Origin of the sequence: Holdemania sp. 1001095H_141210_F2 (genome assembly GCF_015558105.1) — a bacterium.
Lineage (GTDB): Bacteria > Bacillota_I > Bacilli_A > Erysipelotrichales > Erysipelotrichaceae > Holdemania.
The window spans coordinates 59,297-80,516 of record NZ_JADNPO010000012.1 but is presented as its reverse complement, the minus strand read 5'-3'; the positions used below and the strand labels follow the sequence as shown (position 1 = coordinate 80,516).

Annotated in this window: 19 protein-coding genes; 11 read left to right on the top strand and 8 right to left on the bottom strand. The window is 52.8% G+C overall.

Annotated elements, in window-relative coordinates:
* Positions 1–729, bottom strand: a complete 729-nt coding sequence (locus I2G61_RS09270) for an HAD family hydrolase (protein WP_072685330.1) — start codon at positions 727–729, stop codon at positions 1–3.
* Positions 730–826: 97 nt separating this feature from the next.
* On the opposite strand from I2G61_RS09270, the gene I2G61_RS09265 reads away from it, so the two are divergent.
* On the top strand, positions 827–1,372 hold the full coding sequence (locus I2G61_RS09265; protein ID WP_072685329.1) for a CYTH domain-containing protein: 546 nt from the start codon (positions 827–829) through the stop codon (positions 1,370–1,372).
* A 91-nt stretch (positions 1,373–1,463) separates the two neighbouring features.
* Positions 1,464–2,324: an HAD-IIB family hydrolase gene (locus tag I2G61_RS09260; RefSeq protein WP_072685328.1), complete on the top strand. Its 861-nt coding sequence runs from the start codon at positions 1,464–1,466 to the stop codon at positions 2,322–2,324.
* A 230-nt stretch (positions 2,325–2,554) separates the two neighbouring features.
* On the opposite strand, the gene I2G61_RS09255 is transcribed toward I2G61_RS09260, so the two are convergent.
* From I2G61_RS09255 to mscL, 3 genes are all read right to left on the bottom strand, one after another.
* Positions 2,555–3,634, bottom strand: a complete 1,080-nt coding sequence (locus I2G61_RS09255) for a DUF4261 domain-containing protein (protein ID WP_072685327.1) — start codon at positions 3,632–3,634, stop codon at positions 2,555–2,557.
* 269 nt (positions 3,635–3,903) lie between these two features.
* Positions 3,904–5,373, bottom strand: coding sequence for an alpha-amylase (locus tag I2G61_RS09250; protein ID WP_072685326.1), 1,470 nt, complete (start codon positions 5,371–5,373; stop codon positions 3,904–3,906).
* 129 nt (positions 5,374–5,502) lie between these two features.
* Positions 5,503–5,943, bottom strand: a complete 441-nt coding sequence (mscL, locus tag I2G61_RS09245; protein WP_072685325.1) for a large conductance mechanosensitive channel protein MscL — start codon at positions 5,941–5,943, stop codon at positions 5,503–5,505.
* A gap of 272 nt (positions 5,944–6,215) precedes the next feature.
* Here mscL and I2G61_RS09240 point away from each other — a divergent pair, with 272 nt between their 5' ends.
* From I2G61_RS09240 to I2G61_RS09225, 4 genes are all read left to right on the top strand, one after another.
* Positions 6,216–8,588, top strand: a complete 2,373-nt coding sequence (locus I2G61_RS09240; protein WP_072685428.1) for an FMN-binding protein — start codon at positions 6,216–6,218, stop codon at positions 8,586–8,588.
* 438 nt (positions 8,589–9,026) lie between these two features.
* Positions 9,027–9,740, top strand: coding sequence for a DUF5131 family protein (locus I2G61_RS09235; RefSeq protein WP_072685324.1), 714 nt, complete (start codon positions 9,027–9,029; stop codon positions 9,738–9,740).
* Between the two features lie 46 nt (positions 9,741–9,786).
* Complete coding sequence (locus tag I2G61_RS09230) at positions 9,787–10,695, top strand: AraC family transcriptional regulator (protein WP_229100727.1); 909 nt, start codon at positions 9,787–9,789, stop codon at positions 10,693–10,695.
* Positions 10,668–11,165, top strand: a complete 498-nt coding sequence (locus tag I2G61_RS09225) for a hypothetical protein (protein WP_229100726.1) — start codon at positions 10,668–10,670, stop codon at positions 11,163–11,165. The genes I2G61_RS09230 and I2G61_RS09225 overlap by 28 nt, the downstream gene beginning before the upstream one ends.
* Positions 11,166–11,381: 216 nt before the next feature.
* Here the strand turns inward: I2G61_RS09225 and I2G61_RS09220 are convergent, their stop codons facing one another.
* Positions 11,382–11,960 (bottom strand): TetR/AcrR family transcriptional regulator, encoded by a 579-nt coding sequence (locus I2G61_RS09220; protein ID WP_072685322.1) that lies wholly within the window; start codon positions 11,958–11,960, stop codon positions 11,382–11,384.
* A 236-nt stretch (positions 11,961–12,196) separates the two neighbouring features.
* On the opposite strand from I2G61_RS09220, the gene I2G61_RS09215 reads away from it, so the two are divergent.
* From I2G61_RS09215 to I2G61_RS09195, 5 genes are all read left to right on the top strand, one after another.
* Positions 12,197–12,580 carry a hypothetical protein gene (locus I2G61_RS09215; RefSeq protein ID WP_072685321.1) on the top strand — a complete coding sequence of 128 codons (384 nt, stop codon included), beginning with the start codon at positions 12,197–12,199 and terminating at the stop codon, positions 12,578–12,580.
* Between the two features lie 210 nt (positions 12,581–12,790).
* On the top strand, positions 12,791–13,465 hold the full coding sequence (locus tag I2G61_RS09210; RefSeq protein ID WP_072685320.1) for a response regulator transcription factor: 675 nt from the start codon (positions 12,791–12,793) through the stop codon (positions 13,463–13,465).
* Positions 13,458–14,468: a HAMP domain-containing sensor histidine kinase gene (locus I2G61_RS09205; protein WP_072685319.1), complete on the top strand. Its 1,011-nt coding sequence runs from the start codon at positions 13,458–13,460 to the stop codon at positions 14,466–14,468. The genes I2G61_RS09210 and I2G61_RS09205 overlap by 8 nt, the downstream gene beginning before the upstream one ends.
* Positions 14,469–14,591: 123 nt before the next feature.
* Positions 14,592–15,359: an ABC transporter ATP-binding protein gene (locus tag I2G61_RS09200; protein ID WP_072685318.1), complete on the top strand. Its 768-nt coding sequence runs from the start codon at positions 14,592–14,594 to the stop codon at positions 15,357–15,359.
* Positions 15,356–17,374 (top strand): FtsX-like permease family protein, encoded by a 2,019-nt coding sequence (locus I2G61_RS09195; protein ID WP_072685317.1) that lies wholly within the window; start codon positions 15,356–15,358, stop codon positions 17,372–17,374. Before I2G61_RS09200 ends, I2G61_RS09195 begins: the two co-directional genes overlap by 4 nt.
* A 342-nt stretch (positions 17,375–17,716) precedes the next feature.
* Here the strand turns inward: I2G61_RS09195 and I2G61_RS09190 are convergent, their stop codons facing one another.
* From I2G61_RS09190 to I2G61_RS09180, 3 genes are all read right to left on the bottom strand, one after another.
* Positions 17,717–18,481, bottom strand: coding sequence for a helix-turn-helix domain-containing protein (locus I2G61_RS09190; RefSeq protein ID WP_072685316.1), 765 nt, complete (start codon positions 18,479–18,481; stop codon positions 17,717–17,719).
* A gap of 420 nt (positions 18,482–18,901) precedes the next feature.
* Positions 18,902–20,761: an ATP-dependent zinc metalloprotease FtsH gene (gene ftsH / locus I2G61_RS09185; protein WP_195548201.1), complete on the bottom strand. Its 1,860-nt coding sequence runs from the start codon at positions 20,759–20,761 to the stop codon at positions 18,902–18,904.
* Positions 20,758–21,192, bottom strand: a complete 435-nt coding sequence (locus I2G61_RS09180; protein WP_072685314.1) for a MarR family winged helix-turn-helix transcriptional regulator — start codon at positions 21,190–21,192, stop codon at positions 20,758–20,760. The genes ftsH and I2G61_RS09180 overlap by 4 nt, the downstream gene beginning before the upstream one ends.
* Between the last annotated feature and the right edge of the window lie 28 nt (positions 21,193–21,220).

The window sequence follows — 21,220 nt, the reverse complement described above, 5'->3', positions numbered from 1 at the left end:
CTATTGCGTTGTTATTTCCCTGTCTTTGAACTTGGACGCCAGCAGCGCAGGAATCTCGCACAGCTGACCGCAATGCCAAAACGATGCGCATTCATCACAACCATGCACTAACAACGGCTGCAGGCCCGCCTGAAGAGCGCCCTGACCATCCGCGATCGGATTATCACCGATCATCACCGCCGCCGATGGATTTCCCAAGGTTTCCATCGCCAGCCTGAACGCCTGAGGATGGGGCTTTTCCACGGCCGTCTGCGCGGAGCCCAGCACGGCTTCAAAGGCGTCCGTCAAGCCGAGGCCGCGGACAATCTGCGGCAGCTCCGGCACATGATTGGACAGGATGATCATCCGGTAGCCTTCGCGTTTCAGGCAATCCAGCGTTGCAAGCGTATCAGGATAAAGATGATAAGAGCGGCTGTCGGCCTGAACGCGGTGCACCCGTCGGGCGATTCGCTGCGCTTGATCACCAGTGAAGCCCAGTGCAAGCGCCACTCGAACCAGATACGCCTCCAAAAAGGTCCACCAGGCTTGCGGATCCGTCAGCTCCGGGTGCAGCTTTTCCGGTTCGTCCCATGGAAATCCGCTGTGCATCAGCGGGCGGACGTCCTTCAATGTCAACCCATGCCCCGGCGCCAGCTCGTTCATCGCCGCCAGCATCGCTCCGGACCATTTGCCTTCCTGATAAGCCAGTGTTCCGTCGAAATCCCAGATCAGTGCCGGTCGTTGATTCATGCGCATCTCCTTTATGCCGCGAAGCTTTCTCTCACGCGGTTTTCCTTTTCTTTTCTGCTTCCTTATTATATCATACAGGGAAGAGGTGAACTTTCCAATGAATGAAAATCTTGAAATTGAATATAAAATGTTGGTCAGCGAACAGGAGTTCAGCCAGCTGCGTGATTTGACCGGCGTTGATCAGGTCCTCGTGCAGTCCAACGTGTATTATGACTGCACGCCCAGCTCAACGTTAAAGCAGATCGCGATGCGGATCCGCGACGTGCGGGGCAAGCATCTGTTCACCATGAAGATTCCCCAGGCTCAGGGCGTGCGGGAGATCGAGATGGAGCTGCCGGAAAACAGTCCGGAAGCGTTTGACAACCCGGAAATTCGGGCTTTGTTTGACAAGCTGGGGCTTACGCTGCCCGTTCATGTCTGCGGTCAAATGATCACGCACCGGCATCTGCGCGTTTATCCTTTAGGCGAGTTATGTCTGGATCACAGCCTGATCAACGGCCGCAGCGATTATGAAATCGAATTTGAGGTCACCGGTGATCCGCAGGCGGGAAAAGCCTTTTTTCTGGATCTGTTAAGTCAGGCAGGGCTGACTTATCGGGAAAACAGACGGTCAAAATACGCGCGCTGCGTTCTGGATCAATAATTCGCCTGTTTTCTTCTTTTTTCGGCATTTTTAACAAAGCGGAAAAGAAAATAAGCGATTTCCTGATATAATGGGACTGAGGTGATTTTCTTTGATCAAAATCTTATTCTCCGACCTGGACGGTACGTTGTTGTATATCCCGCCGGTGCTGACCAGCGGCGTCAGCGAGGAAAACCGCGCGGCGATCCGCCGGCTGCAGGATCACGGCGTACGGTTTGCGATTGCGACCGGCCGGTCTGTGAATTTTCTGCCGCATCATTTTGGTTCCGATCTGGTGTTTGACACCGTCGGCATCTGCGGCGCTTCCATCCGGCTCAACGGCCGCTTCATCTATCAGACAGATTTCGACCACGATGAAATTGAAGCGCTTCTGGAGGTTTTCTCCGACAGTGCCTACGAGCATCGTTTTCTTGTCGTCACACAGGACAACGACTATATTTTTGAGGATCCTTTCGGGGAACAGGCGATGGAATATAAGCTCAATCCCAAGCACCGGATCCGCGATTGCCGGCGGGTGCTGGACGAGTCGATTTCCGAATATATCCGGGATCCGCACCATACGCACATCACCGCCTGTTTCTGCCACTTCCAGCAGGAAGAGGGCGTCGATTATTATAAGGATATGTTAAAGCGGAAATTCTTCGAACGGTATCAGATTATTCAGACCAGTCCGTATTCGATCGTCATTTTGAAAGACGGCGCGAACAAGGGGACCGGGATTGCCAAGATCGCGGCGCTGACCGGCGTCGGTCTGGATGAAGTTGCAGTAATCGGGGATTCGGAAAACGACTTTGAAATGTTCGCGATGATCCCGCACAGCTATTGTATGAGTCATGCCCGCCCGGATATCCAGGCGAAGGCGAAAACGGTTGTGGATTCCGTCGCGGAGTGCATTGATTTGATTTTGAAGGAGAACGAACAGGAGCGGCTGGAAAATCTGAATCTTCTGTAAAAGTCAGGCTTCCCGCCACCCCTTCGCCAGATCGCAGGAAGGATGGATAATCAAGGGTATTCCGTGTCCAAAGTGCCACGCTTTCAACTCAACAGCGATTTCCACTTTGTTTGCCTTCTCATTGAGGGTCCTGTTCGCTGTACAGGCCAATTTCATAAGAAAAACGTTGATCCGTGCGCTCCGCTTCGGCTTTGGCCCGGCGGTTGGGAATCAACGTTTTTTTATTTATTTTATGCCGGCTGATAGCGGATTTGCAGCATCGTCTGATCCAGCGACCGGCCCGGCCCGCAGGTGATCGGCAGTTTTTCTTCGGCGCTGAAGCCGATCGTTTCCCCATCGTTGAGCGTCACGTCCTGATCGAGGACATAGCTGGCAATGGCATAGAGGAAATCGTGCAGCTGCTGCGGTGAAGCGGCGCTGTCCAGCACCTCCATCTCCCGTTTTCCAAAGGCCTGAAGCCCATAGGTGTACGCGCACATCCCCGCTTCGCTGCGGTACAGTCCAAGATACACCCAGTCGTAGATCGGCAGTTCGCCCTCGTTCATCTGTTTTGCGACTTCTCGATACAGCTTTGGTTCGTACACCGTACCGGTCGTATAGACGCCAAGAACGCCGTCCTGCCGGCAGCAGCTGGCCATCAGCTTCGTATAAAGCGAAGCCTGAATCAGCGCCGCCTGATCCCGGCCTAACACCGCGACAAGCAAATGAGCCTGATGCTGTTTCGTCATTTCGACAGCCTGCGGCCACAGGTAATTGTTTTCCGCATTGCGTTCCGCTTCCTGATTGGGAACCGACGCGCCCATCAGGCTGACGGCCAGGGTCATCCCGTCGACTTCGGCTACCAGCGGCTGATCTGGATCGTCCGGCAGCTCACGGATCTCAATCTGCCACCTTTCGCGCAAATCGTCCGCCAGCTTCCGCGGATCCCAACGCGCTTCCCGCAGCAGCACAAAACCGGCGAACGGGCCGATCCCGGCTGCTTCCTCCTGCTTTGCTGCTTCCCGCATGCAATAGGCGCGGACCTGTTCAACCAGCGCGACCGCCTGATCGACAGCGTTTGCTTCCTGATAAACTTCCATTTCGCTGAACACATGTCCGCAATGATCAAGCGCGTCCTTTTCATAACCGCCCGCGACCCCCAGCAGCCAGTCGGGATGATTCCGGGTTGGTTTGTAGCGGAAGATATAATAATGCAGATCATGCAGATCAAATTCCTGCGTTTGTTCCAAACATTCAGGGACACTGCCCAGTTCATGTTCGTCAGCCAGCCATTCGGCCATCGCTCTGCGTGCCGCTTCCGCTTGATTCATGCGTCATTCCTCCTGAACCGGGGATTTCTCCGGTCTGTTTTCTGTCTTCTGTCTTCTGATTTCTGATTTCTGATTTCTGATTTCTGATTTCTGATTTCTGATTTCAGGATAACCGATCGGTCGGATTTCGGCAAGTAAATTTGTTTGAATGAAGGCAAAGTCTGAAATCCGAAAGGGCAGCCTTTCCACAACTTTCTAAAGGATACCAGTGCGATCAATCGGCAGCCTGCGATGGCTTTACTTTTTCTGTATCGTTGATGAAATCCACTTTATAAGGTCAGCGTCAGCGCGTCGTAGGCTTCATCCAGCGCCCAGACGCTCACGCTGCCCCCGCCGACCGGGAACGTACCGCATCCGTTTTCATCCAGCTGTATGATTTCCGCCTGATTCATCAGCACATCCAGCATCGTCTTGCCCGCCAGAGCCGCGCCCAGCTCCATCGTTTTGGTTCCGCCCGGCGCATCGCTCATGATCACCGCCAGACCGGAATGCGGATGTTGATCGTCCCCGGACAGCGTCCAGCCGATGATATTGGCGTCGTCAAAGTAATCGCGCTGAAGACCATAGGCGTAATCCCGGCGCGCCCGGATCATTCGCTCCAACCCCATCACCGGCGCAATGCGGTCATGCGGAATTCCAACTAAATCACCGTAAAAAACACACGGAATGCCCTCCTTCCGCAACAGGATCAGCGCATAGGCCAGCGGCTTAAACCAGGCCGGCACCCATGATGCCAGCGCCTGGGAGGGTTGGGTATCGTGATTATCGACAAACGTCACGGCAGCGTCCGGCTCCGTCTGAACTAACGTGTTGCTCAAAATCTGAGCCATGTCAAACTGAGCGTTGCTGGTGGCGGCTTTGACAAACTGATAATGTAACGGTACATCGAACAACCGCATGCAATGACCGCAAACGTCCAGATAATGCCGCAGCTTATCCAGCTCCCAGCTCCAATATTCACCCACGGCCGGCAATGTCTGACCGGTGTTTTGACGCAGCTCGCCCAGCCAGTGAGTATAAAACTGAAAATCCATGTGCTTTACCGCGTCCAAACGGAAGCCATCCATTTTCACCGTATCGTAATACCACTGACCCCAGCGGTCCAGTTCCGCGATGACCTCGGGATTGGACAGATCGAGATCCGCGCCCATCAGATAGTCATAATTGCCATTCTCGCTGTCGGTTTCCTGATCCCATTGTTTCCCGACAAAGCGGAAGATTCCGCTGTACTTCCAATCGCTGTCCCAATCCGTGCCGTCGAAATGACTCCAGTTCCAGGTGAAATCGGAATACTTTCCTTTCCGCCCCGGGAATGTAAACTTCGTCCACGCCTGAATCGTCCGGGGATCCGCAACAGTCTGGTTCCGGTTGTTCCCGGCGTCCTGCACCGCCAGCACTTCCTCCTGCGCATCCGCGCCCAGCCGGTGGTTCAGCACGATATCGGCCATCACTTCAATTCCGGCCCGATGCAGCGCTGCAACAGCTTCAAGATACTCCGCGCGTGTTCCATATTTCGTTGCGACAGTCCCTTTCTGATCAAATTCTCCCAGATCATACGTATCATACACGCCGTAGCCAACGTCGCTTTTTCCACCCGTGCCTTTATAGGCCGGCGGCAGCCAGACACCGCTGATTCCCAGCGCAGCCCAGTTTTCCGCCATCGCGGCGCACCGCTTCCAATGCTGCTGATCCTCGGGCAGATACCACTCGAAGGCCTGCAGCAGCGTTTTATTTTCCAAGTCAACCGCCTTCTTTCTATGATTCAATACGTTTACTGTACCACAAATCAATCTGATGAAAGTTGAATTCAAAAAATTGTAAGAAAAAAGAAAAACTCTCCTCGAAGGAGAGCTTTCGACAGAATCCGTTTATTCCGCTTCCAGCTGGGAAGTGCAGTGCGGGCAGCGGGTGGCATGCAGATCAATCTCGGTCTTGCAGAAAGGGCAGACCTTGGTCGTCTTCGGCTGCGGCGCCGGTTCTTCCCTGGCACGCAGCTTGTTCATCCAGCGAATGATCAGGAAGATGACAAACGCGGTTAACAGAAAATTGATCAGTCCGGTGATGAAGCTGCCGTAAGCGATCGTGGAAGTATGTGCCTGCGCTTCCGCCAGCGTCGGGTAATGCTGGCCATCCAGCGCAATGAACATATTGGTGAAATCCAGCCGGCCGGTAAACAGACTGATCACCGGCATGATGATATCGTTGACCATCGACGTGACTAACGCGTTAAAGCCGCCGCCGATGATCACGCCGACCGCCAGATCGATCATGTTGCCTTTCAGCGCAAATTTCTTAAATTCTTTGAGCATTTTTTCACTCCTGTTCTGTGCGTTCCATTATAGTGAACCCCCGCCGGAAAATCAATTCTTTCCATCAGATTTTCTTGCCTGAGGGATGAATTGGAAAGCGGCGGGCCCGTGCGCGTGATCTGAATTCATAACCATTTACAGTTCAGTATTAGAACTAAAAATCAAAAAATTAATCTTCACTTAATCCTTGATAATTCTTTCTCATGATAGAATACAGACGAAATCTGCGGAAGTTTTTGTTAACCGCAGAGGAAGAAAGAGAGGAAATAATGATGAAAAGCAGTAAAAAGCTGACGGCGCTTCTGCTTGCGGGCCTGATGATGACCACCGCGGCCTGCGGGACGAAGAACGAACCGGCCCAGGGAAGCGGTAGTTCAAAAGGCGAAGCGACGATCACAAAAACAGCCAAAGGTTTCGGCGGCGACGTCACCGTCACCGTGAACTTTGACAAAGACGGCAAGCTGACCAGCGTGGAGGCGGCCGGCGACGAGGAAACACCAACGATCGGCGGTCAGGCGATCCAGGAACTGCCGGCGAAAATCGCCGAGGCAGGCAGCGCGGACGTGGACGGCGTCGCAGGCGCAACCATCACTTCCAGCGCAATTAAAACCGCGGTGCAGGAAGCGATCGACGAATACAACGGCACAAGCGCGGAAATTCCGGCCGCCAAGATGAAGGCCGGCACCTACACCGTCACCGCCAGCGGTTTCTCTTTGTTGAAGGAAATGGAAGTCGCGGTCACGGTCAGCGAAGACAAGATTGAAAACATTGAAGTGCTGGACAACGGCGACACCTATCCGTTTTTGGAAGCGGCGAAGGAAAAACTGATTCCGCGGATTCTGGAAAATCAGTCAGTCACCGTCGATTCGATCTCCGGCTGCACCGGTTCCAGCACCGGCATCAAGCAGGCCACGGAAAAAGCCGTTGCCCAGGCGTTGGCCGAAGGTGGTTCCGAGGCAGCGGCGATCAAGAATTTCTATAAGACGCCAGCCAAATCCACAGAGCAGGAAACGATCGACGTCGACGTCTTAGTCGTCGGCCTGGGCGGCTCTGGCACAGCGGCGGCGATGAGCGCGGCTGAAACTCAGTACGCAGCCAATGGCAACGACGCCTCCAAGGTCAGCGTTCTGGCGATTGACAAAGCCGGCAAATACGGCGGCACCTCCTGCATCACCGCGGACACGATGGGCATCAACGCCCCGGAATACGACAAGACCTACCACGGCGGCAAGGATTATGTCGACGCCAAAGCGATGAAGGAAGACTGGAACAACTTTACCAAGGGCGACGCGAAGCAGGATCTTCTGGATCTGTTCTTCGACGAATCCGGCAAGACGGTCGACTGGCTGATCAGCCACGGCTTTGATTACGGCAAGGGTTCCCCGGAGGGCGAAGGCTATCAATACGGCGGACCGCAGCGCGGTTTCACCGACGAGGATATCTGGTACGTCAAATTCCAGTATACCGGCCAGGGTTACGGCAACTGGAAGAAAGAAACCGGCGAAATGTTTGACAGCATGATCGCCGACTATGAAAAGGTTGGCGGCCAGTATCTGCTGGAAGTCGAAGCCAAGGAATTGATTTATGACAAGGACACCAACACCGTAACCGGCGTCAAGGCGGAACGTTACGATGGCAAGCAGTACACCATCAACGCCAAGAAAGTCATCATCGGCACGGGCGGTTTCTCCAACAACGCCGCGCTGCAGGAAAAATACCTGTCCAACCAGTATTACCCGCTGCAGGGCAGCTGGCTGATGTACGGCATGCAGCAGAACGACGGCACGATGATCAGTTCCGCGCTGGATCTGGGCGCCGGTACCTACAATATCGGGATGCCGCCGATGGTTCACTTGCAGGGCGCGCCGATCACGCTGCACGAATATCCGGTTGAGGTCGTCGGCGATGAAAACGACGTGGGCTTCTGGACACAGCTGCCGCGCCGCAACTCACTCAATGATTTCCCGAATGCGCTGGCCAGCGCCGCTTACGCGCTGCAGGTCAACATGAAGGGCGAACGTTTCTCCAACGAAGCGGGCACCTTCCAGACCTGGAAATCCGGTCCACGCTACTACACGATCTGGTCGGACGACTTCTTCCGCGACGTTGAAAAGAACGGTCTGCCGGTCAGCTTCAACGACGATCTGACCTGCCAGGGCGGCATCGACGCAGGCAAACCGCTGCCGGTGGACGAGCTGATCGACCTGTGCGTGAAAAAGAGCATCGCTTATAAAGCCGATACGCTGGAAGATCTGGCAAAGCAGCTGAAGATCGACCCGGCGGTCTTAAAAGACAATGTCGACCGCTACAATGCCGCGGTGGAAGCAGGCAAGGATGAGGAATTCGGCAAGGCCGCGGACTTCTTAACGATGAAGATCGGCGAAGAAGGCCCATATTACGCCTTTGTCGGCGCTTCCTACATTTACTCCACGGTCGGCGGCTTGGACGTCAACACTGACATGCAGGTCTTAGGCTCCGACAATGCGACGCCGATCAACGGCCTGTACGCGGTCGGCACGGATTCTCTGGGCGTTCTGTTCTCAGAACAGCGTGAATACGTCACCTATGGCGGCGCAGCTCAGGGTTGGGCTTATACGTCCGGACGTCTGGCCGGCATCAGCGCGGTCAACAGCCTGGGCGAATAAACGTCCCATTGCAGCGCATCAACACCAATGATTCATGAAGGTTTGCTCGCTGTAATGCCACAACATCCAGGATTGAAAAAGGTCTGTCCCCTGCGGCAGACCTTTGTTTTATTTTCGGCTTGTCCTGATCAACCCTTATCCTGTGGAAATACCCCTCCAGCCGGCAACGGTTAACCCCCTTTTCTCACCGGAGTCAAAGCGGAGAAAATACGCTTCCGGATGCGCTGCGCCGCAGCTCAGTCTCACTTTCAATCGGAACACACCTTCCCTTTTCCGTCGGAAAAACCTGAATTTCCCGGTTTACTTTCCCGCGTTCCTTTCGCATAATGAAAGAGAAACATAACGAATCGGATTCTTATTTTAAATTGAACGATTCGGCGCAAATCTTAGGAGGTTCCGGCAATCGGCCGTCAGCCGCAGAATCACGGAGGGAAAATCATGGCATTCTGGACACCCTGGCGCGGCTGTCACCGTCAAAGTGAAGGCTGCCGCTATTGTTATATCCACAAAGGCGACGCCCGCCGCGGCGTCGATACGAACCAAGTCGTACGCAGCGAGCATTTTTACGCGCCGCTGGAAAAGAAAGCCAACGGTGAATGGAAAATGAAAGGCGGACAGATCGTCTACGTCTGCTTCTCCTCCGACTTCTTTGTCGAAGACGCCGATCCGTGGCGCGCGGAGGCCTGGCAGATCATCCGTCAGCGTCCGGATCTTCATTTTCTGTTTCTGACCAAGCGCATCGAACGGTTTTCCATCGGTCTGCCGGACGACTGGGGTGCGGGCTATCCCCATGTGACGATCGGCTGTACCGTTGAGAATCAGCGCCGCGCGGATGAACGGTTAGCGCTGTTGGCCACGCTGCCGATCGCCCATAAGAATATTATCTGCCAGCCGATGCTGGAAGCGATGGATCTGGAAAAATGGCTGCGTGATGAAACGATCGAACTGGTTGTCGCCGGCGGGGAATCGGACCGCTGCGCCCGCCCGTTAGACTACGCCTGGATTCTGGATTTGCGCGCCCAGTGCGAACGCCAGCATACGCACTTTGAATTCCGCCAATGCGGAACGCATTTCATCAAGGATGGCCGGCTCTATACGCTGCCGGTCAAGGAACTCACCCGCCAGGCCCGCAAAGCCGCGATCAACCTCTGACAGCTCGCTTTTTCCGGTCTTAAAATGCGAGGATATTCTCCCAAGCATGAAGTACAATCAAAAATACAGAAAGGATCTGGAAACTATGGAATGGATTGACCGCCTCAACGCCTCGCTGAATTACATCGAGGAACATTTAACGGAAGAAATCAGGCTCGAGGAGCTTGCGCGGATCGCCTGTTGTTCCAGCTATCACTATCAGCGCATGTTCACTTACATCGCAGGCATTCCGCTTTCCGAATATCTGCGCCGGCGGCGGATGTCGATTGCCGCGGTCGAGCTGCAGCAGAGTGAAATCAAGGTCATCGACCTTGCCCTGAAATACGGCTATACTTCGCCGACCGCCTTCAATCGGGCATTCCAAAGCGTGCATGGCCTTGCCCCTTCAGCCGTCCGCAAGCCGGGCTGCTCCATCAAAACTTTCCCGCCGATCAGTTTCCGGATCACTGTCAAAGGAGTGGAAGAAATGAATTATCGGATTGAAAAGAAAGAAGCGTTTCGGATCGTGGGCTTATCCGCCCCGATGAAAAGCAACACCGAGGAAAATTTCAGCGTCGTCCCGCAGCTGTGGGGCCGGGCGGCAGAGGAATGCTGGATCGGAAAACTGGCGGCGATGATGAACGCTCAGCCGATGGGGATCTTGGGCGTCAGCGCCTGCTTTGAGCATGAAAACTGGAAATACTTTATCTCCGTGGCGACCGATCTGCCGGCGGAAGCGCCGTTAGAAGAGTATGTCGTGCCGGCGTTTACGTGGGCGATCTTCTCCGGGGAAGGGGTTTGTCCGCAGGCGATTCAGGATCTGGAACGAAGAATCGTCACGGAATGGCTGCCGACCTCCGGGTATGAATACGATAACGGCCCGGACATCGAGGTTTATCTGGAACCCGATCCATCCCAGGCCCGCTTTGAAGTGTGGATTCCCGTGGTATGCGCTCAATCCGGCAACGCGCAATGAGCGCCGCCTTTGACGATTTTAAGCAGAGTCTGAAGCCTGCGGAACAAGCGGGAGTTCAGACTTTGCATGAGGCTTTGTTAAATCAGGGCTGTCAGGCGGAGATCAAGGAAGCCAAAAGCGGATACACCGTCAGCTACCTGAAGCCGGACCGCAAAACGCTGGCCAACTTCGTCTGCCGGAAAAGTGGCGTCAAGCTGCGCCTGTATCCGGAAAGCATATCCCGGTATGAAGCGTTTTTAAGCACGCTGCCGGAAGCGATGAAAAAAGCGATCCGCAAAGCCTCGGTTTGTAAGCGGTTGATCAATCCAGACGACTGCAACCCCCGCTGCCAGACGGGCTACACGTTCACAATGGATGGCGAATTGTTTCAGAAATGTCGGTATATGGCCTTCTTCTTTACCGTAAACGAAAGCATGCTGCCTTCACTCTTGGCGTTTCTTGAACAGGAACGGCAGACCCCCGCAGCGTGATCGCTTTGATTTATCCCATTGCAGTTCCCTGAATTCCCTTCTGTTCAGGGAACTTTTCATGTCTTCTTTTCCGCTTTTTCCGGCTGCCTCCCATTTTGTTTCCACAAAAAAACTCCGCCCAAAATACTTTCCCAGTCAAAAATCTGACCCAAGGGGGATTTAAAAGCGGAGCTTTATTTTTTCGCTGTCGTTTCCCTTCCTCATTGAGAATAGTTCTCATTGAAGCAGGGCGCGGATCGCCGGTTCCAGCGCCAACAGATCTGAGGTGTCTTTGCGGATCCAGCAGGAAAGCGTCATCCCGTGGATCAGCGCGCAGATCTGCGGGGCGATGTGTCCGGCCCGTTCCAGACTGTATCCGCAAGCCATCAGCTTATCGCAGTATAAGCGAATCCAGCGCTGATAGACCTGTTTCGCGGCTTCCTCCATGTCGGCGCTGATATCGGAAGCTTCGATGCCGATGAACGTGATGACCAGCGACGTCGCGTATCCCTTGTGATTTTCCAGCATATCCGCAATGTGATGCGCCATCTTGACAAACACGTCCACCGCGTTGTCCGATACCGGGAAGATCAAGGCCAGAATGCCCTGTTCCATGCGCTCATAGGCATAATTGAGCACTTCAACGCCCAGCTGATTCTTGCCGCCGGGGAAGAAATAATAGAACGATCCTTTGGGGATGCCGCAGGTATCCAGAATCTCTTTCAGGCCGACGCCGTAGTAGCCTTTTTGAGCGATCAAGTTCGCAGCCGACTTCAGAATCCGCAGTCGTTTTTCATTCGTTTTTTCCTGATTCATTCTGTTCTCCCTCATCCCTGTCCGCCATCCGCTTTCTTTCTCTATCTTTTTATTATAAACTAGAATTAAGCATTAAAGAAAGAGTCGATCCCGAAATCTCGTTATAAAGTACGAAATTATCCCGGATTTGCCGCGCAGGCTGAAATCACAGACTGTTGCTTATCTGTTCTGCCGGACAGACCTGATCTTAAATTCTCGTGTTTTCTTTCTCTTTAATTCAGAATGGAGTCCCTTTTATGAAAAAACAACCCCGCCGTTGGTTCCGGATCCTGACCGCGATTGGAATTGCAAGCTTGATGATCGTCGGTATTCTCGCCATTCAGACCTTTTCGATCATCCGGCCGCGCTGCGTCGATCAGACACTGTCCATGCGCTGCGTCGGCGCATGTCCATCAGAATTCATGGATCTTCATCTACAAGGAAATGTCGATCAGTTTCATCAGTTTAACGGTTTTTTACAGGTTGGTGAGTTGGAAATCAAGCTGGAAAACAGGAACATGATGCCCGCGTCATTATTTTTTGAACAGAGAATATCAGTTTTGGGACTTGAAAATCTCCCCCTTCGCGCCGGATCTGAAATATGTCGTCAACCGTCCGATGACCCAGTGGTTTATCTTTGACAGAGAACGCTCATTTCTAATTTTGCCCGTGGATTTTGATCGGAATCAGCTGGACTCGGTTGAAAGCGCCGCCGGCGTTGATCTCGGCCCCCGAGACTGAAGCTGATTTTAACGACGCCTGATCAAACAAGCGCAACCGATCATTTTTGTCACAATCTCCAATTCCCGCCTTTTTTCAATTATAATAAGGAAGATGAAGGAGGGCCTGATATGAATAAGATCTGGATTATTGAGGATGACGCCAGCCTGGCCCGGCTGATCTCGGAGAATTTAACTAAATGGGGCTATCCTTGCGAAGCGGCGACAGATTTTGATCAGCTGGACAAGGATTTTTTAAGCGTGCAGCCGCAGCTGATCATCATGGACGTCTCGCTGCCGGGGAAAAGTGGTCATGCCTGGTGTGCGGAAATCCGCAAACTATCCAAGGTACCGATTCTTTTTCTGTCCTCACATAATGAAAACATGGATATCATCATGGCGTTGAATCAGGGCGGCGACGATTATCTGACCAAGCCGTTTTCCATGGAAATTCTGGTCGCCCGGATTCAGGCGCTGCTGCGCCGGGCTTACAGCTACGAGCCTTCGGGAACGCTGATGGAGTTTCAGGGCGCCGTCTTCAATCTCGCCGACGCTTCCTTAAGCAAAGACGGCCGGCAATGCGAGCTGACCAAGAATGAGTTTAAAATCCTGCAGCTGCTTCTGGAAAATAAAAATAAAGTCGTATCCCGGGAAAAGATCATGTTGAAGCTATGGAACAACGACTGCTTCGTCGATGAGAACACGCTGACCGTCAACGTCAACCGGCTGCGCAGAAAAATGGAACAGCTGGGCATCGACGACTGCATCGAAACACGCAAAGGACTGGGGTATTTGCTTCATGCTTAAAAGCTATCTGCGTCATCGCTCGTTTCTTTTTCTGTGGACAGGGATCGTGCTGGCGATCTACGCCTTCCTGCAATATCTCTACTGGTATCCGCTGGATTCGATCGGCTACACCGCCCTGATCGTCCTGACGCTGCTGACCTTGATTTCCGCGCTGGATTATCGTCGTTATCAACGTCGGCAGCGGCAGCTGGAAGCGTTGGAAGAGGCGTGGATCAGTCTGGAAAAAGAAATGCCGGAAACGCGTGATCCGCTGGAGCTGCGCTATCAACAGCTGATCCTGAAGCAGCGCGTCATCCTGACGGAAGAAAAGGAAAAGCAAAACGCCGCACAAAAACAGCGGGAAGAGCTGGTCACGATGTGGATGCATCAAATTAAACTGCCGCTGGCTTCACTGAGCCTGATTCTTGAAAGTCTCGAGCCGGAAGACACCATTTCCGCCAGTCATCTCAACGAAATGAAGCTCGCGCTGATGCGAACGGAACAGTATGCACAGACCGCGCTCAAGGCGATTCAGATTGAGAATCTGAAAGAGGATCTGATTTTAGAGCCGTGTGATCTGGGCGAGCTGTGCCAGGAAGTGATCCGCAAGCAGGCGCTGCCGTTCATCCTGAAAAAGCTGCAGCTGAACTTCACGCCGTTTCATCAACCTGTTATTACCGACCGGAAATGGCTGGGCTTCATTCTGGAACAGCTGTTGTCCAATGCCTTAAAATACACTGACGCCGGCATGATCAGCGTCACGTTTCGCTGTGATCCGACACCGCATTTAATCATCGCCGATACCGGTCGGGGCATCGCCGCCGCGGATCAGGCACGGTTGTTTGAGCGGGGCTATACCGGCTATAATGGCCACCATGACTTCAAGGCCAGCGGGATCGGGCTTTATCTCTGCCGGAAAACCGCCGATTCGCTCAATATCAAGCTGCATCTTGAATCCGAAAAAGAGAAAGGTACGCAGGTTCATCTGATCTTCCCCTCTCCCGATCTGTTTTTCTATCGCTGATTCCTTCCTTTGCGCATCGTGACAGAAATGTTCGATTGCCCGGGAAATTGTTCGTCAAGTCGATGGAGCGAATTTCAGCGCTGCGATAAAATGGGATCAGATGAAAGAAATGAGGGATGCAAAATGGAACTGCTGCGAGCAGAGAACATTCAAAAAGTATACAACACCCGCGCCGGAGGCAAACCGTGCCGCGCGCTGGCCGGAGTCAGCTTCTCCATAGAAGCCGGGGAATTCGTCGCGATCATGGGCGCGTCGGGATCGGGCAAATCGACCTTGCTTAATATTCTGGCGACTTTGGATACGCCGACCAGCGGTGAAGTCTATCTGGAAGGTCAATCCATGAAACAGATCAAAGGAAAGGATCTGGCGGCCTTCCGGCGGGAAAAGCTGGGCTTCGTCTTCCAGGATTTCAATTTACTGGACACCTTCACTGTCCGCGACAACATCCTGCTTCCGCTGGTGCTCAGCCGCACGCCGTTAGCGGAAATGGAACGACGGTTAAAACCGGTCGTTGCCAGTCTGGGCATTGAACCGCTGCTGGAACATTTCCCGGTCGAGATTTCCGGCGGTGAAAAGCAACGGACTGCAGTAGCACGGGCGGTCATTACCGAACCGCGCTTAATTCTGGCCGACGAGCCGACCGGGGCGCTGGACTCGCGGTCATCTCAACAGCTGCTTGACATTTTTGATCAGCTGAACCAGCAGGGACAGACGCTCTTGATGGTGACGCACAGCTCGCTGGCAGCCAGCCATGCCCGGCGGGTGTTGTTTATCCGCGACGGCAGGCTGTTCGCAGAATTATGCCGCGGCGATCAGTCTCAGCAAGTCTTCTACGACCGGATTACCGCGTCGTTGTCCATGGCGACGCGGCAGGATGGGGAGAGCTTATGATCCGCTATGCTTTCCGTCTGGCCTGCGACAATCTGAAACGCGGTCAAAATGTGACGCTGCCGTTTTTCATCGCCAGTACCGTCACGGTGTTTCTGCATTTTCTGATCATGACGATGATGTTTAATCCGCATGTGCCGGAAATCCGCGGCGGCGCGACGCTGGCCTTTATTTTCCAGCTGGGCGTGTTCGTCATCACAACCTTTGCGATTCTGTTTATGATCTCGATCCATCAGATGCTTTTAAAAAAGCGGAAAAAGGAATTGGGCTTATATACGATTCTGGGCATGGAAAAGAAACACATCTCTTTGATTTTATGTTGGGAAAACTGGATTCAAACACTTGCTTCCTTGGGATTGGGACTCCTTTTGGGACTGGTCGGCGGACGCCTGATCTGGATGATCCTGTTAAGGATACTCAACAGTCCCAACGGCCTGCCCTACGCCTTTTCCTGGACTGCGCTGGGCTGGACGGCCGCTGTTTTTATCGGCTTGTTTCTGGCGACCACCGCCGTTTCACTGTTTCAGATTCATCGGCTCAATCCGATCGAGCTGCTTCACAGCGAAAAACAGGCGGATAAACCGGTGCGTTTTCTTGCCGTTAAGACGGTGTTCGGCCTGATCTGCCTGATCGTGGCCTATGCCGTCGCCTTGTTCACCAACAATATGTTTACCGCGTTGATGGTCTTTTTCTTCGATTGCATGCTTGTCATCTTCGCGACCTCCATTCTCTTTGAATCCGGCACGACATTCTTTCTGCGCTGGCTGAAAAAGCGGAAAACGTTTTATTACAAGCCTGACAACTTCGTCGCGGTGTCGATGCTTTCCCACCGGATCCGCCGGAATGCTTCCAGCCTGACGACGATCTGCATCCTCAGCACGATGTTGTTAGTGACGATGGGCGGCTGCGCAGCTTTGTTTTTCGGCGAGGATAATGCGTTATCAGAATCCAATCCGGATGATCTGACCTACACGCTCAGCGAGGAACTGACTTCTTCTCAGCGGGATGAAATCACCGCGGCTGCGGCCGAGCTGGCCGAAACGCATCATGTCACACTGGAGGATGTCCAGATTTACAGCTATGGCGAAGCGTATTCCAAACTTATTGGTTCTACGTTGGGAACATTTACCGACAACGACTATCTCGTCGGTTTCCGCAGTGCGGTGATCGACTATGGCTACGATATCTTTCTGATTCAGAGCGATACCTACCAGCGGATTACCGGTCAGATTGCGGCGCTGCAAAATGATGAGCTTCTGATCCTGACGGGCAACGATCAGATTCATCTTTCAGCATTAACGATTAATGGAAAAACCTATGCGGTCCGCGATATCCAGCGCAGCACGCCGTTCACTCAGCGCAAATACAACAACGGCGGCGGCACGAATTCATCGGATTCCAGCGAGCTGTTATTCCTGGTCTTCGCGGATGAAGCGGCGATGCTGCCGGTTCAGGATTATCTGCAGGAAGGGAAATGGGAAACCAGCACACGGATCGGCGTGAATTACAGCGGCACATTGGAAAACCGCACGGCGTTTTACGAGGCGTTGAACCAACGTGTCCGCGGATCAGGCGTTCCGATTCAATTTGCCACCTGTCTTGACTACGACCGGCAGGAATTCAAAAGCATGTATGGAGGACTGTTATTTGTCGGCGTGTTCTTCTCCGCTCTGTTTTTAACGGCGACCGTGCTGATCATTTATTTCAAGCAGATCTCGGAGGCGATGGACGATCGTGAACAGTATATCCTCCTGCAGAAAGTCGGCATGGACGAACAGGAGGTATCCGCAACGATCAACCGTCAGGTCATGCTCGTCTTCTTCCTGCCGCTGATTACCGCTTTGATTCACACCAGCTTCGCGACGCCGCTGATGCAGACGCTGTTAGTGGCGCTGAAACTGACAAATCCGATCTTCACCTATGCCTGCGTCAGCGTATGCGCTGTGATCTTCACGATCTTCTATCTGATTTTCTACCGCATGACTTCGCAGATTATCAAGAAAGAAGTGGCGTTCTGAGTTCACTGTTAAAAGACTTTAAGCTTCTTCGTTTGGTAAATTCCGGCAATCCTTTGAAATTCAGGATCAGGTGATAAAAACTCCCGGCTTTAAAATGATTCCTTCTTGGGGAATCGACCGCTTTCTGGCGGACTTCATCGTCGGGAGTTTTTTATTTTCATATGCCGATCAGCCATAGCAAGCGGGCAGGAATAGAACGGTTCAAAATTTCGTTTCCTGCCCCTTTGCGTATTGGATATCCGATTTGTGAGCGCCATCGCTTTTTATAACACTTTTCCTCAGACCAGAAACAAACCGGAAGCAATATCGGCAACTGCATCGCTGACGAATCATAAAAGCTTTTTATTCATATTTCCTTCCCACGTAGATCATCGGGATGAACAATCCTCCAAGATAGATCAGAAGCAGAACGATCTTCACAGGCCAAGGATCACCATTGAAAAGAAGCATCAGAAACTCATATACCACCGGCATCAGCACCAGTGAACCCAGCGCCCAGTTGCGGCCGGCATTCATGATCGGCAGCCAGTTGCGATTATTAAAGTAAATTCCAACGAGATTCATTCGGAAAACGCCGTTGCTGTAACTGCTGATTTTATTCTCATCATAATAGGCGGGCAGTTTTTCCCGCGCGAACAGACAAAAATAGAGGCCAAAGATCACGCTGAGCAGCTCCACGAGTAATAAATCATTGAACATCCTGGAAGAAACCAGATGAAAGTGCAGCAGCATCCCTATTTCTCCCGCGGAAACCGCAAGACAAAGCAGGAGAAGCAAACCGTTTTTCTGACGGCGTTGCTTCCGCGGCTGCGGATCTTCCTCGCCCATCGTTATTGCTTTTGTTACAAGCTTGTCGACCTGATTGGCGCTCATCGGTTCCGATTGGGGAATTCTCCGGCATTCCAGCAGCTCCGCCACGCTCACATCGAGCGCCTGAGCCAGCGGCACTAACAGTGTGATATCCGGCATATTCAAACCGCGTTCCCATTTACTGACCGCTTTATCTGAAATCATGAGCTTCTGTGCCAGCTCTTTTTGCGTCATTTGTTTCTGTCTTCGCTGATCGGCAACGAACGCCCCGAATTGTTGCTTATCTAATTCAAACATAACTTCCTCCTCCTGCCGTTATTCTATAACAGAAGTTGAAAAACATCGACCGACGGGTGGTTGAGTTGTGCCATTCCCGGGTTTTTAGCAGGAGATCAACCGAAAAGATCAGGCGTGATTTTTGAAAAGAGAGCTGAAGTCTGCCAAACTTGACATTCAACTTCCACTCTTCTAAAACTTGTTATTCCTTAGAAAGACAAACTGGCCAACCTGAAAATTTGCCCATCAGGTTTTGAAATTATTATAGAAAAATAAGAACAGGTATCTTCTGAATATCAATATTCCTTGTACGCAATTTTATCATGCGAATTCAACTAAAGCCTGAATAAATTTTATATTTATTCAGGCGGTAAATAGCTTATACAAAAAAGATTGAACCCCCGGCATGCCATGATGCGTCAGGTTCAATCTTTCTTTTCTTTATTCCGCGCTCGGCTGCGGCAGCGCCTTCAGCTGTTGATGCCGGCTGAAGATTTCCATGAATTCCTCCCCGGTAATCGTTTCCTTCTGAAGCAGATATTCCGCTTCCTCATGCAGCAGCTGCGCGTTGTCCTCAAGAATCTTCCGGGCTTCAACATGCGCGTTCTTGATGATCGCCATGACTTCCTTGTCGATCAAGGTTGCCGTTTCATTCGAACAGACCAGCGATGCGTCGCCGCTCAGATACCGGTTGTTCACCGTTTCCAGCGCCGTCATGCCGAACTGATCGCTCATGCCCAGCTGGGCCACCATCGCCCGCGCCAGCCGGGTCGCCTGTTCGATATCGTTGGATGCGCCGGAGGTGCAGATATTGAACATGAATTCTTCCGCCGCCCGGCCGCCGGTCAGCGTGCGGATCTTGTCCAGAATCTCATCCTTGCTCATTAAGACGCTTTCCTGCTCCGCCACCTGCATCGTATACCCCAGCGCTCCATTGGTATGCGGGATAATCGTAATCTTATGCACAGGCGCGGAATTCTTCGACACCGCGGCCACCAGGGCGTGACCAATTTCATGATAGGCGATAATCCGTTTTTCCTTTTCGGAAATAACCGCTCCTTTGCGTTCCTTCCCGGCGATCACCGTGTCGACCGCTTCGTCAAAGTCGTGCTGCATGACCTTGGAATGTCCGTTGCGCACTGCCGTTAACGCTGCTTCGTTGACGATGTTCGCCAGCTCTGCGCCGGAAGCGCCGGAGGTTGCCAGGGCGATCGTACGGTAGTCGATGTCACTGTCGACGACGATGTCCTTGACGTGAACTTTCAAGATTTCTTCGCGGCCCTTTAAGTCCGGAAGTTCGACAGGAATCCGCCGGTCGAACCGCCCCGGTCTCAACAGTGCTTTATCCAGCGTTTCCGGCCGGTTGGTCGCCGCCAGGATGACGACGCCCTTGCTTCCATCGAAGCCGTCCATTTCCGCTAACAGCTGATTCAATGTCTGTTCGCGCTCATCATTGCCGCCCATGCCGTTGGCGCTGTCGCGCTTTTTGCCAATCGTATCAATCTCGTCGATGAAGACGATGCACGGCGCTTTTTCCTGTGCCTGCTTAAACAGATCGCGGACCCGCGCGGCGCCCATGCCGACAAACATCTCCACAAATTCCGAACCGGAGATTGAGAAGAACGGAACGTTCGCTTCGCCCGCCACCGCCTTGGCCAGCAGCGTCTTACCGGTGCCCGGCGGCCCGACCAGCAGCGCGCCCTTCGGCATCTTTGCGCCCAGCTTCTTATATTTATCCGGGTTGTGCAGGAAGTCGACGATCTCGCTCAGCGCTTCCTTCGCTTCATCCTGCCCCGCGACGTCCTGAAACGTCTTGCCCGTTTCCGCCGACACATAGATTTTCGCGCTGGATTTTCCAAACGTCATCGTGTTCGCGCCCATTTTCTTCGCCAGCTGTTTGGAAAACAGCTGACCGACGCCCAGAATGACGATGATCGGCACCAGCCACATCAACATATCCATTAAGAAGGAATTCTGCTGCGGAATGACTGCGGTGTACTTTGCGCCGCTCTGTTCCAGCCGCTCTGTCAGCGTCGTGTCGTTGGACATAATGCCGGTTACGAACACATTTTTCCTGTTGTCCTTGATCGTGTAGGCGATCTTGCCGGTCTGGTTGTCCACTTCTACCTCGTCGACCTGTTTTTCATCCAGAGCAGCGATCAGATCGCTGTAGTCGACTTCCTTGATCCGCTGGTTCTGGATCATCGGCGTCACGAACAAATTGAACGCCATCAGCGCGATCAACATCACGAAATAATAGTAAATTAACGGTTTCTTATTTTTTGGTTTTTCTGTTTTCATAAATCCTCCCGATCCAGGAACTCGTTTAACTTGCGTAACCCTGAATTGATTTCATCCAATTCCTCCGCTGTCATTTTCAGCGAAATCTGATCACTTTGGAGCGCGATCTGATGATCGCAGTCGCGGATCAGCTGCAGTGATTTCTCTGACAGACAGATCCGTACCGTGCGCTGATCCTGTTGGGAACGCACGCGATGCAGAAAGCCGTTGCGTTCCAGCCGCTGACAGATCGCGGAGATATTGCTGACGGTCATGCCGGCCGCCTCCGCCAGATCGCAGATCCGCTGACCGTCTTCTTTAAACAGCTCGATCATCACGACCGCCTGCGGACCAGTCAGGCCCAACGGTTCGTACAGTTCCTTCAGGCAATGATGCAGGCGCATATTAATCTGCCGCAAAAGCGACATCATTTCCATGACTTGCTCGCTCATAAATCCTCCATTTCTAAATATTCAATGC